Origin of the sequence: Streptomyces klenkii (assembly GCF_003626645.1) — a bacterium.
Classification (GTDB): Bacteria; Actinomycetota; Actinomycetes; order Streptomycetales; family Streptomycetaceae; genus Streptomyces; species Streptomyces klenkii.
In genome coordinates, this window is sequence record NZ_RBAM01000007.1 from 389,342 (window position 1) to 406,330 (window position 16,989).

A 16,989-nucleotide genomic window follows, 5' to 3' on the forward strand; every position below is an offset into this window, starting at 1 on the left:
GCGGGTGGCGCGGCAACCGGAGCCTCCGCGCTCCGTGATGGAGAACACGTGCGAAACGGCATCGTTTCGCAAGGGGGCGTCGTACGCTCGATGTGTACGAAACCGTTTCGTACGTGTGCGCACGCTCAAGGAGGCGGACGTGTCCACGGAATCACCCAGGCCGGCGGCGCGCCGCACCCGGCTCACCCCCGAGCGCGAGGCCGAGCTCTACGAGGCGGTCCTCGCGATCCTGCGCGAGGTCGGCTACGACGCCCTGACCATGGACGCCGTCGCCACCCGCACGCACGCCAGCAAGGCCACCCTCTACCGCCAGTGGAAGGGCAAGCCCGAGCTGGTCGTGGGGGCCCTGCGCCACAAGAAGCCGATCAAGCTGGCGGACATCGACACCGGCACACTGCGCGGTGATCTCCGAGCGATGGTGTGCGAGGCCGACGATGAGCAGATGGCACAGGACGCCGCCCTTATGCGGGGGCTGGGGCACGCGATCCACGCGAACCCCGATCTGCACCGGGCGCTGCGCGAGCTACTGATCGAGCCGGAGGCCGAAGGTCTCCGGGCGATGCTGCGGCGCGCGGTCGAGCGGGGCGAGATCGCCGCGGACAACCCCGCGACCGACTTCGTCGCGCACATGATGCTCGGCGCGTTCATGACCCGTCCGCTGGTCGAGGACCGGCCCGCGGACGCCGCGTACCTGGTCCGCTACCTCGACGCCGTGGTGCTCCCCGCTCTCGGCGTCTGACTTCCCCCACACAACTCCCCACCCCCCCACCGCCCAGCTGACGCGCCGCTCTCGTCGTCGGGCTGCATCCCCATGCCCTTGTTCATCCACTGATCCGACGGGAGCACCACCCCTAGTGGCCACGTTCCTCTACAGACTCGGCCGGCTCGCCTACCGGCGGCGCTGGTACTTCGCCCTGATATGGGTGCTGCTGCTGGTCCTCGCCGGGGCCGGCGCAGCCACCGCGTCCAAGTCCAGCAACAACGACTTCTCCATCCCGGGCACGGAGGCGCAGCGCGCCTTCGACCTGCTGGAGAAGCGCTTCCCGGGCAACAACGAGCAGAACGCCTCCGCCCGCATCGTCTTCAAGGCCCCCGAGGGCCAGAAGCTCACGGACGCCAAGAACAAGGCGGCCGTCGAGAAGGTCATCGCCGAGCTGAAGCACAGCCCGCAGGTGGCCGGCGCGGCCGACCCCTTCGTGGGGAAGACCGTCAACCCGGCCGGCACCACCGGCTACGCGTCCGCCGCGTACAAGGTCAAGTCCATGGACCTGACCGAGGACTCGCGCACCGAGCTCAAGGACGCGGCCCAGCACGGCCGTGACGCCGGGCTGACCGTCGAGGTCGGCGGCAGCGTGCTCCAGGAGATGCCCGAGGGCGGCTCCGAGGTCATCGGCATCGCCGTGTCCGCGGTCGTCCTGCTGATCACCTTCGGCTCGCTGGTCGCCGCGGGCCTGCCGCTGCTGACGGCCATCATCGGCGTCGGCATCGGCGTCTCGTCCATCGCGGCGCTCGCGCCCCTGCTGGACCTCTCCACCAGCACCTCCACGCTCGCCATGATGATCGGCCTCGCGGTCGGCATCGACTACGCGCTGTTCATCGTCTCCCGCTACCGCGCGGAGCTGGCCGAGGGGCGTGAGCGCGAGGAAGCGGCCGGACGGGCCGTCGGAACCGCCGGTTCCGCGGTGGTCTTCGCCGGCCTGACGGTCGTCATCGCGCTCGCGGGCCTCATGGTCGTCAACATCCCCATGCTGACGAAGATGGGCATGGCCGCGGCGGGCACCGTCACCATCGCGGTGCTGATCGCGCTCTCGCTCATCCCCGCGCTGCTCGGCTTCGCCGGCAAGCAGGTGCTGGCCCGCAAGGTCCGCAAGGCCCCGCCGGGCGCGGCCGCCGACGAGAAGCCCAACATGGGCACCCGCTGGGCCCGCCTCGTCCTGCGCAAGCCCGTCCTCGTGCTCGTCGCGGGCGTGCTCGGCCTCGGCGCGATCGCCGTCCCGGCGGCCTCGCTGGAGCTGGGCCTGCCGGACGACGGCGCGGCGTCCAAGAGCAGCACGCAGCGCAAGGCGTACGACCTGCTGTCCGAGGGCTTCGGCCCCGGCTTCAACGGCCCGCTCATGGTCATCACCGACGTGGCGGACGCCAAGGACCCCAAGGGCGCGGTCCAGAAGGTCGGCGACACCCTGAAGGGCCTGGACAACGTCGCCACCGTGACCCCGGCGCACTTCAACCCGGCCGGTGACACGGCCATGCTCACCGTCGTCCCCAAGTCCAAGCCGACCAGCACGGACACCGAGGACCTCGTCCACGCGATCCGCGCCGAGGGCGGCTCGCTCAAGGCGGACACGGGCGCGGAGGTGCTCGTCACCGGCTCCACGGCGATGAACATCGACGTCTCGCAGAAGCTCAACGACGCCCTGCTGCCCTACCTGGCGCTGGTCGTCGGCCTGGCCTTCCTGCTGCTGATGGTCGTCTTCCGGTCCGTGCTGGTGCCGCTGAAGGCCGCGCTCGGCTTCCTGCTGTCGGTGGTCGCCGCGCTGGGCGCCGTCGTGGCGGTCTTCCAGTGGGGCTGGCTGGGCTCGCTCTTCGGCGTCGAGGAGACCGGGCCGATCATGAGCATGATGCCGATCTTCATGGTGGGCGTCGTCTTCGGCCTCGCCATGGACTACGAGGTCTTCCTCGTCACGCGGATGCGGGAGGCGTTCGTCCACGGCGAGCGGCCGGGCCAGGCCGTCGTGACCGGCTTCAAGCACGGTGCGCGGGTGGTGACGGCCGCGGCGATCATCATGATGAGCGTCTTCGCCGGCTTCATCGGCTCCTCCGAGCAGATGATCAAGATGATCGGCTTCGGCCTGGCCATCGCCGTCTTCTTCGACGCGTTCGTCGTCCGGATGGCCATCGTGCCGGCGGTGCTGGCCCTGCTCGGGAAGTCGGCCTGGTGGCTGCCGGGCTGGCTGGCGAAGATCCTGCCGAACGTGGACGTCGAGGGCGAGGGCCTTCAGAAGCAGCTGGCGGAGCCGGTGGCGCCGAAGGCGCCGGACGCGGACGAGGACCGGGAGCTGATCAAGGCCTGAGTCCGGCCCGACACCCGGCGCGGCCCGGTGGTGCCCCCACGCAAGTGGGCCCGGCACCGCCGGGCCGCGCCGCTGTCGTACGTACGCGCCCCCCGACGCAACGTGTCGTACGCCATGAATTCGCCCGGAATGGGAACCACCCCCCGCCTCGCTCGCGTTTTCCCCAGTCCACGGGTCGACGACCCGGGGAGCGTGTCGGGGGCGCGTGCGAAGGAAAGGGCTCCACGTTGAACCTGCTCGATCTGCTGCTGTTGCTCGTCGTCATCGGCTACGCCGTCTCCGGCTACCGCCGCGGCCTCGTGGCGAGCGTCGTGCTGCTCGCCGGCTTCCTCGGCGGAGCCGTCCTCGGCGTGTGGGCGCTGCCGTTCGCCCTGGAGCCGTTCGACGCGGGGTCGGCCGCCTCGGCGGTCGTCGCCGTCCTCGTGGTCCTCGTCCCGGCGGGGATCGGCCACGCCCTGGCCGGCCGCCTCGCCTACGGGCTGCGCCGCAAGCTCACCTGGGCCCCGGTCCGGGGCGTGGACGGCATAGGCGGCGCCGCCGTGAACTCCCTGGCCGTGCTCCTCGTGGCCTGGGTCGCCGCGAGCGTGCTCGTCTCGGCGAACTCCCCGCTCCTCTCCCGCCAGATCAAGGACTCCACCCTCCTCGGGGCCGTGCAGAAGGCGATGCCCGAGCAGGCCCCCACGTGGTTCAGCCGCACCACGGACGCCCTGACGGGCGCGGGCTTCCCGCAGGTCTTCAACCCGTTCGAGAACGAGCCGGCGACCGGCGTCCCCGAGCCGTCCGGCGACACCGTCACCCCGGCCGCGCAGCGCGTCGCCCGCGAGAGCGTGGTCAAGGTCGAGGGCGTCGCCGACACGGGCGAGGGCCGCCGCGGCCAGGAGGGCAGCGGCTTCGTCTACGCCGCGCAGCACGTGATGACGAACGCCCACGTCGTGGCGGGGGTGCGGACCCCCACCGTGCGCGTGGGCGGCGTCGGCAAGGCCTACCAGGCGAAGGTCGTGCTCTTCGACCCGCGCACGGACGTCGCCGTCCTGGACGTGCCCGGCCTGCGGGCCCCCGTGCTGCCGTTCGACAAGAGCGCCAAGCGCGGCGACGCGGCGATCGTCGCGGGCTTCCCGGAGAACGGCGGCCTCGACGTCCGCGCGGCCACGGTCGCCAACGAGCTCCGCGCCAAGGGCCAGGACATCTACGGCGACGGCGTGACCACCCGCCAGGTGTACTCCGTACGGTCCACGATCCGCCCGGGCAACTCGGGCGGCCCGCTCCTGACCCCCTCCGGGCAGGTCTACGGCGTCGTCTTCGCCCGCTCCACGTCCGACGCGGAGACGGGCTACGTCCTGACGGCGGCGCAGGTCGCGGACGCCGCCCGGAGCGCGGCCACGGCGACGGCGCCGGTGAGCACCGGGAGCCGGGCGGCGCTGTAGCACCGCCCGGCTCCGGGGCACGGCCGGGGCCGCCGCGGCCGGCCCCGGCGGCCGGTCAGTCCCGGCAGCCGGACAGGACCTGGGTGAGCTTGGCCTTCTCGGAGGTGGTGACGCTCAGCCCGTAGTAGTCCTTCACCCCGATCCAGGCCCGGCTGTAGTTGCACTCCGCTCCGGCCGCCGGCATCCACTGGTCCGGGCCCTTGTCCATCTTTCGCCGGTTGGACCAGGTGGACACGGCGACCAGCTCCGGCGAGGCGGTCAGGTCGTTGGCGAACTCCCGCCGCTTCCGGTCCGTCCAGTCGTGGGCCCCGGCCCCCCACGCCTGCCGCAGCGGCACGATGTGGTCGATGTCGACGTGCGCCGGGTCGGCCATGTCCCTGTTGTCGTACTCGCTGTGCCAGCGGCCGCCGACGACCTTGCACCGGCCGTCGAGCTTCGCGGGGACGACGGACTGGAGCTTGAGGGCGACCTCCCGGGTGGTGCACTGGTCGATGCCGTGCCGGACCCAGCAGGAGGAGCCGCCGAAGTACTTGCGCTGGTAGCCCCTGCTGTTGAACGTCCTGACCTTGAGGTCGCCCAGCATGCGCACGGCCTCCTTGGTGTCCGGCACGTTCCGGGGCCACTTCTGCGGGAGGACGCGGTGGTGCGCGGGCCGCGTGTGCGAGGTCTGCGCGTGCGGTGGCTGCGCGTGCGGCGGCTGGGCGTGCGGTGGCTGCGCGTGCGTGCCCGCCGGGTGGCCGGTCGTGTCGGTCTTGGGGGGTGCGAAGACGTCGCCCTCGTCCGCCGTGGCGCCTTCGCATTCGTTCTCGTCGTAGTCCAGCGGGGCCCGGTGGTGCCCGGACTGCGGGGCGTCGGGTCCGGGCGGCGGGGGAGTGGCCCGGGCCGCGGTTCCGGGGAGGGCCGCCGGAAGGAGGGCGGCGGCGGTGGCGAAGGTGATGACCAGGCGTCTGGACCGGCTCATGACGCATCTCCTCGTGGCTGCTGCGGATGCCGATGTGGCCGATGTAGCTGTCAAGAGGAATTGCCCAAAGAGAGGTCAAAACTGCATATATTATGACGAATTCACTCATCTGAGGAGGCCGCCGCGCGCGGGAGGCCGCCGCCGTCACACCCCCACCCGTTCGTCCTCCTCCTCCGACTCCTCCAGGAGGCGGGCCGCCAGGGCGTCCAGCGCGCGGTCGAGGCGGGCGCGGTCCTCCGGGGCGCCCGGGTCCCAGTCGTCCAGGCGGTCGGCGAGCCACGAGCGCCACGTCGCGGCCAGCCGCTCGATCTCCGCCTCGCCCGCGGGCGTCAGCGACAGCACGTCGCCGTCCACCCGCGCGTACCCCGCCCCCGCCGTCCGTACGAACACCGGCTCCAGCGCCTCCGGCGGCATCCGGTGCGCGGCCGCCACCGACGACAGCGTCGCCTCGCCGCGCACGCGCAGCCGCCAGTGGATCTGGCCCAGCGTCCACGCCTCCGCCGGATCGAGCGGACTGCCCGACTCCGCCAGCATCTGCCGCCCCACCGGCCCCCCGGCCTTGCGCAGCATGCCCGCGACCGCCCGCTCCAGCTGCCGCTCCGCCTCCGCGGAGTCCGGCGCCGCGAAGCCCTCGCCCATGTCGGCCGCCCCGGCCCGCGCGCTGTCGCGCAGCGGCACCTCCTTGAGGAACCACGCCGCCACGAAGCCCGCCAGCGCCACCGGCACGACCCACAGGAAGACGTAGTTCACGGTCTCCGCGTACGCGTCGACGACCGGCCGGGCCTGCGCGGGCGGCAGCGCGGCCAGCCGCTGCGGGCTGACCACGGCGGACGGCGGCACGCCGGGCGAGCGCAGCAGCGCCTCCTCCAGGTTCGGTTTGAGCCGGTTGCTGTAGAGCGTGCCGAAGATGGCCGTCCCGAAGGAGCTGCCGAGCGTGCGGAAGAACGTGACGCCGGAGGTGGCCGTGCCCAGCTCGTGGTACGGGACCGTGTTCTGCACGGCGATCGTCAGCACCTGCATGGCCAGCCCGATCCCGGCCCCCAGCACGAACATGTACAGGGACTCCAGCCACGCCCCCGTCGACGCCCCCATCGTCGACATCAGGAACAGCCCCAGCGCCATGACCGCCATCCCGGCGACGGGGAACCAGCGGTAGCGGCCGGTGCGGCTGATCACGATGCCCGAGACCATGGACGCGCCCAGCAGCCCCGCGACCATCGGCAGCGCCCGCACGCCCGACATCGTCGCCGACACCCCGTCCACGTACTGCAAGTACGTCGGCAGGTACGTCAGCGCGCCCAGCATCGCGAAGCCGACGATGAAGCTGAGGAGGGAGCAGACGGTGAAGACGGGGTTGCGGAAGAGGTGCATGGGCAGCATGGGCTCCCGCGCCCGCAGCTCCACCAGGACGAAGCCGGTCAGCAGGACGACCGCGCCCGCGAAGAGGCCGACGATCACCGCCGAGCCCCACGCGTACGTGTTGCCGCCCCACTCCAGGCCGAGGACGAGCGCGGAGGCGCCCGCCGCGACCAGGGCGATGCCCAGGTAGTCGATCACCGGCCGCACGGCCGACCGGACGACGGGGATCGTGCGGGCGGCCATCACGACCATGACGACGGCGACGGGCACGTTGACGTAGAAGCACCACCGCCACGTCGCGTGATCGGTGAAGACGCCGCCCAGGGTCGGGCCGACCACCGTCGTCACCCCGAAGACCGCGCCCAGCGCGCCCTGGTACCTGCCGCGCTCGCGCAGCGGGATCACGTCCGCGATCAGCGCCATCGCGGTGACCATCAGCCCGCCGCCGCCCGCGCCCTGCACGGCCCGCGCCGCGATCAGCATCGCCATGGAGCCGGCGGCGCCCGCGAAGACCGAACCGGCCGTGAAGACCACCGCACTGAGCTGGAAGACGACCTTCCGGCCGAAGAGGTCGCCGAACTTGCCGACGAGGACGGTCGCGACGGTCTCGGCCAGCAGGTACGCCGTGACCACCCAGGCCATGTGCCCGCCGCCGCCGAGGTCCGCGACGATCGTCGGCAGCGCGGTCGAGACGATCGTCTGGTCGAGGGCCGCGAGCAGCATGCCGAGCACGATCGTGACGAAGACCAGGTTCGTGCGGCGGCGGCTGAGCACGGGCGGGGCCGTGGTCGCCGGGGTGGCCGTGGTCATAGGCCCAGCATTCGGGCGATGGGCGGCGGCCGCCACCGGGGGAGGCGCACGGAGGGGCGAGGGGCGCGCAGAAGCGCGATGCGAGCTCTTGCGAACGATTCGCAGAGAGCCCCTATCATCGAGCGGCCCGTTGCGGGCAGGAAGTGAGGGGCGACGCCATGCACGTACCCGACGGATTCATCAACGCGCCGGTCTCCGCCGCCACCGCCGCCGTGGCCGCGGCGGCCGTCGCCGTGAGCCTGCGCGGCGCCCGGCGCGAGCTCGACGACAAGGCCGCGCCGCTGGCCGGCCTCGTCGCGGCGTTCATCTTCGCCGTCCAGATGCTGAACTTCCCCGTCGCGGCGGGCACCAGCGGACACCTGCTGGGAGGCGCGCTCGCGGCGATACTCGTCGGCCCGTACACGGGAGTGCTCTGCATATCCGTCGTCCTGCTCATGCAGGGCGTCCTCTTCGCGGACGGCGGGCTCACCGCGCTCGGCGTCAACATCACCGACATGGGCATCGTCACGACGGTGGTGGCCTACGGGATCTTCCGCGTGCTGGTGCGGCTGCTGCCGCGGGGGCGCACGGGCCTGACCGCGGCGTCCTTCGCCGCGGCCCTCGTCTCCGTGCCGGCCGCCGCGGCGGCGTTCACCCTGATCTACGCGCTCGGGGGGACGACGGACGTCCCGGTGGGCCAGGTGTTCACGGCCATGGTCGGCGTCCACGTCCTGATCGGCCTCGGCGAGGCCGTGATCACCGCGCTGACGGTCAGCGCGGTGGCGGCGGTCCGCCCGGACCTGGTCCACGGGGCGCGGGACTTGATGCGCCCCCTGGAACTGCGCAGGGTGCGCCCGGCGAACGCCTTCCGCCCCGACGGGGCCGGGACCGCCTCTTCCGTGCCGGGAAGCCCGGCAGCCTCCTCCCGCCGCGACGGCGATCAGGCCCCGCGGCGCGGCCCGGCGGTGCCCGGCAGCCTGAGCGAGGACCGGCACCGCCGGACAGGTCCGGACGGGGCGGACGCCGTCGCGGCGGAGAAGACGGCCCCGCGCCGCAGCGTCGCGCGCCTCTGGATGGCCGGCGTCGCCGCCGCCCTCGTCTGTGCCGGCGGGCTCAGCTACTACGCCTCCACCAGCCCCGACGGCCTCGAAAAGGTCGCCCACGACAAGGGCATCGACAGCAAGGAAGAAGCGCACGCCGCCAAGGACTCCCCCCTGGCCGACTACCAGGTCAAGGACGTCGCGGACGAGCGCCTCTCCGGCGGCCTGGCCGGAGTGATCGGCGTGGGCGCCACCCTCGCCGCCGGCACGGGCGTCTTCTTCACCCTGCGCTGGAAGCGCACCCGCACGGCGGCCCGCGCCGCATCCGAGTCGGCAGCGCTCTGACATGTCCGCCGGCCACACCCACAAGCTCTACCGCCCCGCCCGCACCCCCGTGCACTCCCTCCCCCCGCACTGCAAGATCGCAGCCGTCCTGGCCTTCGTCGTCACCGTCGTGGCGACCCCGCGCGAGGCGGTCTGGGCGTTCGCCCTGTACGCGGTGCTGATCGCCGCCGCGGCGGCAGCGGCCCGCATCCCCGCCGCGTTCCTGCTCCGCCGCCTGCTGATCGAGATCCCGTTCGTGGCGTTCGCGCTGCTCATGCCGTTCGTCGTGCCGGGCGAGCCGGTGGCGCACCTGCTCGGGCTGCCGCTCAGCGGCCCCGGCCTCTGGGGCGCCTGGAACGTCCTGGCCAAGGGCACCCTCGGCGTCGCCGCCTCCGTCGTGCTCGCCTCGACGACGGAGCTCCGCTCGCTGCTCCTCGGCCTGGAGCGGCTGCGCATGCCCCCGCTGCTCGTCCAGATCGCCTCGTTCATGATCCGCTACGGGGACGTGGTGACCGACGAGATGCGCCGGATGCGCATCGCCCGCGAATCCCGCGGCTTCACCGCCCGCGGCGTGCGCCACTGGGGCGTGCTGGCCAGGTCCGCGGGCGCGCTGTTCATCCGCTCCTACGAGCGCGGCGAGCGCGTCCACCTGGCGATGGTCAGCCGGGGCTACACCGGCACGATGCCGGTGACCGACGACGCGCCCGCGACCCGTACGCAGTGGACGTACGCCGCCACGCTGCCGCTGGCCGCCCTCGCGGTCTGCCTGACCGGATGGACCCTCACATGACCGCCGCACCCCGCACGGCCGACGCCCCCTCCCTCGCCGTCTCCGGCCTCGCCTACGCCTACCCCGACGGCCACCAGGCCCTCTTCGGCGTCGACCTGGAGGTCGCCCGCGGCGAGCGCGTCGCGCTCCTCGGCCCGAACGGCGCCGGCAAGACGACCCTCGTCCTGCACCTCAACGGCGTCCTCGGCGGCGGCCTCGGCACGGTCCGCGTCGCGGGCCTGCCCGTCGAGAAGCGGAACCTCGCCGAGGTCCGCCGCCGGGTCGGCATCGTCTTCCAGGACCCCGACGACCAGTTGTTCATGCCGACCGTCCGCGAGGACGTCGCGTTCGGCCCGGCCGCCGCGGGCCTGCGCGGCGCCGAGCTCGCGGCGTGCGTGGAGAAGGCCCTGGCGCAGGTCGGCATGGCCGGCTACGCGGACCGCCCCCCGCACCACCTGTCCTTCGGGCAGCGCCGCCGGGTCGCCGTGGCGACCGTCCTCGCCATGGAGCCGGAGATCCTCGTCCTGGACGAGCCGTCCTCCAACCTCGACCCGGCCTCCCGCCGCGAGCTCGCGGACATCCTGCGCTCCCTGGACGTGACGGTGCTCATGGTCACGCACGACCTCCCGTACGCCCTGGAGCTCTGCGAGCGCTCCGTCGTCCTCAGCGACGGCGTCATCGCGGCCGACGGCCCGACCCGCGACCTGCTGTGTGACGAGGACCTCATGCGGGCGCACCGGCTGGAACTGCCGTTCGGCTTCGACCCGCGCACCCCGCGCCTCCCGGGCGCCGCACGGCCCGGCGCGGCCGCCGGGACGGCCCGCGGCTGACGGACTCCGTCCACCCCGGTCTACGCGCATTGACGAACACGTTGCACCATGGGTGGAGGAATTTGCAGCAATCGGCACAGGAGCAGGCAACAGTGGTGGACGTCCAGGGCACGGTGACGGACGGTTTCGAACCGGTCCGGGACGCCTTCGCGGAGAACTTCGCCCGGCGCGGCGAGCGGGGCGCGGCGGTCGCCGTGTACCGCGAGGGGCGCAAGGTCGCGGACCTGTGGGGCGGCGTGCGCGACGCCGACGGCGGCGAGGAGCCGTGGCGGCACGGCACCGCGCAGATCGTCCGCTCCGCCACGAAGGGCGTCGCCGCGGCCGTCCTGCTGCTCCTGCACCAGCGCGGCCAGGTCGACCTGGACGCGCCCGTCGGCACGTACTGGCCCGAGTTCAAGGCGGCCGGCAAGGAGCGCGTCCTCGTCCGGCACCTCCTCTCGCACCGCGCCGGCCTGCCCGCCCTCGACGTGCCCCTCACCCCGGCGCAGGCGATCGACGGCGTCAGCGGCCCCGCGGCCGTCGCCGCCCAGGCCCCGGCCTGGGAGCCCGGCACGGCGCACGGCTACCACGCCCAGACGTACAGCTGGCTGATCGGCGAGCTCGTCGAGCGCATCACCGGGCGGCCCATCGGCCGCTGGGTCGCCCAGGAGATAGCCGGGCCGCTGGGTCTGGACCTGTGGATCGGCATGCCGGAGGCCGAGCAGGCCGCCCGCGCCGGGCGCATCGCCGACATCGAGCCGCCGGCCGCCGCCGCGCCCTCGGCGGGCCTGCGCGTGCGCCCCAAGCAGTCCGTCACGGACGCCTACGGCGACCCGGAGTCCCTGACCCGGCGCGCCTTCGCCGCGATCTCCCCGGCGGCGGACGAGAACGACCCGGCCTACCGCGCCGCCGAACTGCCCGCCTCCGCGGGCATCGCCACGGCCGACGCCCTCGCCCGCTTCTACGCCTCCCTCATCGGCGACGTGGACGGCGTACGGCGCCTCTTCGCCCCCGCGACGCTGACCCTGGCCCGCACGGAGGAGTCCGCCGGGCCGGACAAGGTCCTCGTCGTCAACACCCGCTTCGGCCTCGGCTACATGCTCCACGGCCCGGCCTCCCCGCTCCTGGCCCCCGGCTCCTTCGGCCACCCGGGCCGCGGCGGCTCCCTGGCCTTCGCCGACCCGGAGTCCGGCCTGTCCTTCGCCTACGTCACGAACGGCATGCAGAAGAACGTCACGGCGGACCCCCGCGCCCAGGCCCTGGTCCGCGCGGTCTCCCGCGCGCTGTCGGCGTAGTCGCCCGTTGCCCCCGGGGGTACTCAGAAGCGATCTGAGTACCCCGGCGCTGGTGGGCGGTCGCCCGCGCGAGCGAGGCTCACGCTCATGGGAACGAAAATGAGCGCGCGAGACATCGCCGCGGCGACGCCCGGCGGGCGCGACCGCGTCATCGACCTGCTGCGCGTGGCGTCCCTCGGGACCGTCGTGTTCGGGCACTGGCTCATGGCGGCCGTCACCGTGGACGACGACGGCCGCGCCGCCGTCGGCAACCTCCTCGCGGTCGAGCCGAAGCTGCAACTGCTGACCTGGTTCCTCCAGGTCATGCCGGTGTTCTTCTTCGTCGGCGGCTTCTCGCACGCCCTCTCGTACCGCTCCCTCACCCGCCGCGCCGGCGGAGCCCCCGCCTACGCGCTCTTCCTCCGCGCCCGCCTCCAGCGCCTCCTCCGCCCCACGATGCTCTTCGTCGCCGTGTGGGGCGCGGGCGCGCTCGCCGTGCAACTGGCCGGCGGGAGCGGGAACCTGACGGACGTCGCCGCCCGGCTCGTCGCCCAGCCGCTGTGGTTCATCGGCATCTACCTCGCCATGGTGGCCTTCACGCCGCCCCTCCTGCGCCTCCACGAGCGCTACGGCTGGGGCGCGTTCGCCGCCCTGGCCGCCGCGGCCGCGGCCGTCGACGTCCTGCGCTTCGCCGCCGGCGTCCCGTACGTGGAGTTCCTCAACTTCGCCTTCGTCTGGCTGGCCGTCCACCAGCTCGGCTTCCTCCGCGCGGACGGGCGCCTGCGCCACCCGGCGCTCCTCGCCGCCGCGGGACTCGCCGGGGCCGTCGCCCTCGTCGCCTCCGGCCCGTACCCGCTGTCGATGGTGGGCATGCCGGGCGAGAAGATCAGCAACATGGCGCCGCCCACCGCCGCCCTGCTCTGCCACGGCATGTGGCTGATCGGCGCGGTCGAGCTGCTGCGCGGCCCCATGACCCGCGCGGTGGCCCGCCCCCGCGTCTGGCGCACGGTCGTCGCCGCGAACGGCATCGCGATGACGGCGTTCCTGTGGCACCTCACGGCAATGCTGGGCGTGTACGGGGCGATGCTCGCGGCGCACGTGTCCCTGCCGGCGCCCGCGAGCGCGGCCTGGTGGCTGCACGTCCCGCTCCGCCTCGCGGCCGCGGCGGGCGTCACGGCGCTCCTCGTCGCGGTCTTCCGCAGGGCCGAGCAGCCGCCGGCGCCCGCTTCCGCCTCTGCTTCCGCTTCCGCTTCCGCTTCCGCGGGGACGTCCGCCGCCCGGCGCGGCGCCGCTCCCGCCGCCGCGCTCGGCGTCACGCTCGCCCTCTTCGGCGTGCTCGGGCTGTCCATGGTGGGCTTCGGCGGGCTCCTGGAGGGGCACTCCGCCGTGCTCGTCGCGGTACGGGTCACGGCCCCCGTCACCGTCCTGATGTGCGGGGCGGGCTGGCTGCTCGTGGAGACGGCGGGACGGGCGCGGCGCCCCGCGGCGTGAGGCGGGCGTGGGGGGGCAGGCGTGGGGGCGGGCGTGAGGCGGGCGTGAGACGCACGTCATCGCGTGCGCTCTACACACAGCGCTAGCGTCCTGAACCATGACGCCATTGGTCGCCACGGCCGTCCTCATAGCCGCCATCACGCACGCCAGTTGGAACGCCGTCGCGCACGGCATCAAGGACCAGCTCCTCGCCTTCACGCTCGTCGGAGGCGGCGGGGCGCTGTGCGGGGTCGCGATGGCGGGCTTCGTCCCCCTGCCGGCGGGCGCGGCCTGGCCGTACCTGCTGGGCTCCGCGGTCCTGCACGTCGTCTACCAGCTGCTGCTCATGCGGTCGTTCACGCTCGGCGACTTCGGGCAGATGTACCCGATCGCCCGTGGCACGGCGCCGCTCGCGGTCACCGTGCTGGCCGCCGCGTTCGCCGGCGAGACGCCCGGCGGCTGGCAGGCGGCGGGCGTCCTCGTGGCCTCGGCCGGGCTGGTCGGGCTCGCGCTCTGGGGGATCCGCGGCTCGGGGAAGCGGCCGCACTGGGCGGCGATCGCCGCGGCCGCGGCCACGGGCCTCGCTATCGCCGCGTACACGGTCGTGGACGGCCTCGGCGTCCGCGCCTCCGGGACGCCGCTCGGCTACATCGCGTGGCTGATGATCCTGGAAGGGCTTCCGATCCCGGTGTACGCGATGGTGACGCGGCGCGGCGGGTTCGCGGCGCAGATCCGGCCGTTCGCGGTGCGGGGGCTGCTGGGCGGGGTGCTGTCGGTGGCCGCGTACGGGCTGGTGCTGTGGGCGCAGACGCGGGCGGACCTCGCGCCGATCTCGGCGCTGCGGGAGTCGTCGATCCTGGTGGGGGCGGCGATCGGTGCGGTGTTCTTCAAGGAGCGGTTCGGGGCGCCGAGGATGGCGGCGGCGGGGCTGATGGTGGCGGGGATAGGGATGATGCTGCACGCGGGGTGAGGTGTGGTGAGGCGAGGCGGGCTGATGGCCGCCGCGCTACGCGCTCACTGCCCCTTGAACGCCCGCTGCAAGCCGATGTTGCCGATGAGGATGCCGCCGTCCACGGGGAGGGTGACGCCCGTGATCCACGAGGCGTCGCGCGAGGCGAGGAAGGCGACGGCCGCCGCGATGTCCTCCGGCTCGCCGACCCGCCCCAGCGGGTACTGCCCCGCCGCCCGTTCCAGCGCGCCCGGCCGGTCGTCCCAGCCGGGCGTGCGGACCGTGCCGGGGGCGACGAGGTTGACCCGTACGCCCCGGGGCGCGCACTGCCCGGCCAGGGTGCGGGTCAGGCCCGCGAGGCCGGCCTTGGCGGCGCTGTAGGCGTGGTTGCCGTAGTCCTGCTCGCCGTTGACGGAGCCGATGCTGACGACGGCGCCGCGGCCGTCCGGTGCGGCGGCCAGGTGCGGCATGGCGGCCCGGACACAGCGGAACGCGCCGGTCAGGGTGATGTCGAGGTCCCGGGACCAGGTCTCGTCGGTGACGTCCTCGACGAGCGGGGGGTCGGAGTGGAACGAGTACGCGTTGTTGACCAGGACGTCCAGCCCGCCGAACCGCTCCACGGCGTGCGCCACCGCCGCCTCGACGGCCGCCCGGTCGCCCACGTCGCACGCGTACGCCTCGGCCCCGAGGCCGTCCGCGCGAAGCCGGGCCGCGGCGCGGTCGGCACGGCCGCCGTCGAGGTCCGTGACGAGCACGCGGGCGCCCTCCGCGGCGAGTCGGCGCGCGGTGGCGGCACCGATGCCGCGACCGGCGCCGGTGACGAGGACGACGTACCCGCCGAAACGGCGCATGGCCTCCATGGACGGCAACGGTAGGCACCCGCCGCGGCCGGCGGAAGACCGCGGGCTGCGCGCGGGCCCCTTCCCGTGCCGGGGAGCCCGGCAACCGCCCTCCGCCGCGGCGGTGCTCAACCCCCTTGGCGCAGCCCGGCGGTGCCGGACCGGCCTGGCGACCGGCTCGGCACCGCCGGATTCGTCCGTACGGGCTGAGCGGGCGGAGGGGACGGCCGGGGCCGTCAGCCGGTCGTGCGGGTGGTCTTAGGACGCCCGCAGGACCGACGCGACGATCGGGCCCGCCGAGTCGCCGCCGTGGCCGCCCCGGGGGACGACCGCCGCCGCGGCGACGTCGCCGCGGTACGCGGTGAACCAGCCGTTCGGCTCGGCCTGGCCGTCGACCTCCGCGGAGCCGGTCTTCGCGCCGATGTCCGGGCCGAGCCCGGACATCGCCCGGGCGCCCGTCCCCGCCGTCGCGGTGAGCCGCATCATGCCCCGCAGCTGCTCGGCGACACCCCCCGGCAGGGCCCGCGGCGCACGCGCGAGCTGCCGGTCGCCGAGCGTCGGGTCGACGACGTAGGGCTGGTGGAAGGAGCCGGCCCGTACCGTCGCCGCCATCGAGGCGACGTTCAGCGCGGACATCTGCACCTTGCCCTGTCCGATCATCGCCGCCGCCTTGCCCGCCCCGGACTCGGCCGGCACGCTGCCGTCGAACGTGGCGACGCCCGTCTTCCACTCCAGCCCGAGCCCGAAGACGTCCCGCGCCTCCGCCGCGAGCGCCCCGTCGCCGACCTCACCCGCCAGCGAGATGAAGGCGGTGTTGCAGGAGGCCGCGAAGTCCTGGGCGAAGGTCGCGCCGGGGTTCTCGCTCTCCTCCACGTTGTGGAAGCGCATCCCGTACGTGGCGTACTTCGGACACGGCAGCGGCTTGCCGGGGGACGCCTTTCCGGCTTCCAGCAGCATCGCCGACGTGATGATCTTCATCGTGGAGCCGGGCGCGGTCTGCCCCATCAGCGCGGTGTTGAACTCGGTCTTCTTGGAGTTGGCGACGGCGAGGATCTCGCCCGTACTGGCCTTGACGGCGACGACGGACGCGTCGTCGCGGAGGTTCACGGCCGCCTCGGCCGCCCGCTGGACCCCGGCGTCGAACGTGGTCTTCAGCGTCGCGGGCTTGCCCTTGGAGACGACGTACAGCGTCTTGGGGGCGATCCCCTGCCCGGCCGCGGCCTCCGCCCCGCCTTCCGGCACGGCCTGCACCTCCACCCCCGGCGCACCCCCCGCGTCCTCCGCGAACCGCTTGCGCAGCTGCGGCAGGACGGACGCGAGCGAGGGATAGTCCTTGGCGTCCAGCTTCGCGCCGTTCCGGTCGACGGCGTCGACCTGCGGGGCCGCGCCCGCGTCGGTCCTCAGGGTCTCGCCGCGCGCGAGCTTGGGGTGGACGACCGAGGGCTGCCAGTCGACGAGCGCCTGCCCGGTGGTGCGCCCGCGGACGACGTCGAGCGAGGAGTCGTACGTCCACGTCGAGCGCTGCTTGCCGTAGGAGATCTCGGCGCTCACCGAGAACGGCACCTTGGCGCCCTGCGGCGTGCCCGGCTTGAGGGCCACCTTCTCGACGTGGGCGGTCTCGCGGTAGCCGGTGAGGGCGGTGGTCGCCGCGCCGGAGTTGTCGGTCAGGGCGGCGGCCTTGGCCGTGTCGCCGGACTCCCACGCGGCGAGGAAGTCCTGCGCGGTCTTCTTGATCTCGGCCGCTGTCGGCGGCCCGGTTCTCAGCGGGGCGGGCTCGCCGTGGGCGCCTGTCGAGCCGTCACCCGCCACCGCGTCGACCAGGTTGTACGCGCCCAGGCCGGCCGCCCCCACGACCGCCGTCGCCACGACGCCGATCGCGATCTTCGCTCCCTTGTGCATGTGTTCCCCCTC

At 73.9% G+C, this 16,989-nt stretch carries 13 protein-coding genes; 9 read left to right on the forward strand and 4 right to left on the reverse strand.

All coding sequences use genetic code 11. The features are described 5' to 3' along the window. Positions 1–139: 139 nt before the first annotated feature. The 3 genes from D7231_RS19395 (at position 140) to D7231_RS19405 (ending at position 4,495) form a co-directional block, all read left to right on the forward strand. The gene (locus tag D7231_RS19395) at positions 140–739 is read left to right on the forward strand and encodes a TetR/AcrR family transcriptional regulator (RefSeq protein WP_241999796.1); all 600 of its coding nucleotides are present in this window, start codon (positions 140–142) and stop codon (positions 737–739) included. Positions 740–854: 115 nt separating this feature from the next. Beyond that, complete coding sequence (locus D7231_RS19400) at positions 855–3,071, forward strand: MMPL family transporter (RefSeq protein WP_120756719.1); 2,217 nt, start codon at positions 855–857, stop codon at positions 3,069–3,071. Between the two features lie 227 nt (positions 3,072–3,298). Next, complete coding sequence (locus D7231_RS19405) at positions 3,299–4,495, forward strand: MarP family serine protease (RefSeq protein WP_120756720.1); 1,197 nt, start codon at positions 3,299–3,301, stop codon at positions 4,493–4,495. Between the two features lie 55 nt (positions 4,496–4,550). Here the strand turns inward: D7231_RS19405 and D7231_RS19410 are convergent, their stop codons facing one another. Both D7231_RS19410 and D7231_RS19415 read right to left on the reverse strand, forming a co-directional pair. Beyond that, positions 4,551–5,456, reverse strand: a complete 906-nt coding sequence (locus D7231_RS19410) for an HNH endonuclease family protein (RefSeq protein ID WP_120756721.1) — start codon at positions 5,454–5,456, stop codon at positions 4,551–4,553. 144 nt (positions 5,457–5,600) lie between these two features. Then, entirely contained in the window at positions 5,601–7,625 is a 2,025-nt protein-coding gene (locus tag D7231_RS19415; RefSeq protein WP_120756722.1) for an MDR family MFS transporter, read from the reverse strand. A gap of 158 nt (positions 7,626–7,783) precedes the next feature. On the opposite strand from D7231_RS19415, the gene D7231_RS19420 reads away from it, so the two are divergent. The 6 genes from D7231_RS19420 (at position 7,784) to D7231_RS19445 (ending at position 14,260) form a co-directional block, all read left to right on the forward strand. Next, complete coding sequence (locus D7231_RS19420; RefSeq protein WP_120756723.1) at positions 7,784–8,989, forward strand: energy-coupling factor ABC transporter permease; 1,206 nt, start codon at positions 7,784–7,786, stop codon at positions 8,987–8,989. A gap of 1 nt (position 8,990) precedes the next feature. Then, entirely contained in the window at positions 8,991–9,758 is a 768-nt protein-coding gene (gene cbiQ / locus D7231_RS19425; protein ID WP_120756724.1) for a cobalt ECF transporter T component CbiQ, read from the forward strand. Continuing rightward, complete coding sequence (locus tag D7231_RS19430) at positions 9,755–10,567, forward strand: energy-coupling factor ABC transporter ATP-binding protein (RefSeq protein WP_120756725.1); 813 nt, start codon at positions 9,755–9,757, stop codon at positions 10,565–10,567. The genes cbiQ and D7231_RS19430 overlap by 4 nt, the downstream gene beginning before the upstream one ends. Positions 10,568–10,659: 92 nt before the next feature. Beyond that, entirely contained in the window at positions 10,660–11,841 is a 1,182-nt protein-coding gene (locus D7231_RS19435) for a serine hydrolase domain-containing protein (RefSeq protein WP_120756726.1), read from the forward strand. 99 nt (positions 11,842–11,940) lie between these two features. Then, complete coding sequence (locus D7231_RS19440; RefSeq protein ID WP_422396740.1) at positions 11,941–13,311, forward strand: acyltransferase family protein; 1,371 nt, start codon at positions 11,941–11,943, stop codon at positions 13,309–13,311. Between the two features lie 97 nt (positions 13,312–13,408). Next, complete coding sequence (locus D7231_RS19445; protein ID WP_120756728.1) at positions 13,409–14,260, forward strand: DMT family transporter; 852 nt, start codon at positions 13,409–13,411, stop codon at positions 14,258–14,260. Between the two features lie 44 nt (positions 14,261–14,304). On the opposite strand, the gene D7231_RS19450 is transcribed toward D7231_RS19445, so the two are convergent. Together D7231_RS19450 and D7231_RS19455 are read right to left on the reverse strand one after the other, a co-directional pair. Continuing rightward, positions 14,305–15,090 (reverse strand): SDR family NAD(P)-dependent oxidoreductase, encoded by a 786-nt coding sequence (locus D7231_RS19450; RefSeq protein ID WP_120756729.1) that lies wholly within the window; start codon positions 15,088–15,090, stop codon positions 14,305–14,307. A gap of 246 nt (positions 15,091–15,336) precedes the next feature. Next, positions 15,337–16,977: a penicillin-binding transpeptidase domain-containing protein gene (locus D7231_RS19455; protein WP_120756730.1), complete on the reverse strand. Its 1,641-nt coding sequence runs from the start codon at positions 16,975–16,977 to the stop codon at positions 15,337–15,339. Positions 16,978–16,989: the final 12 nt, after the last annotated feature.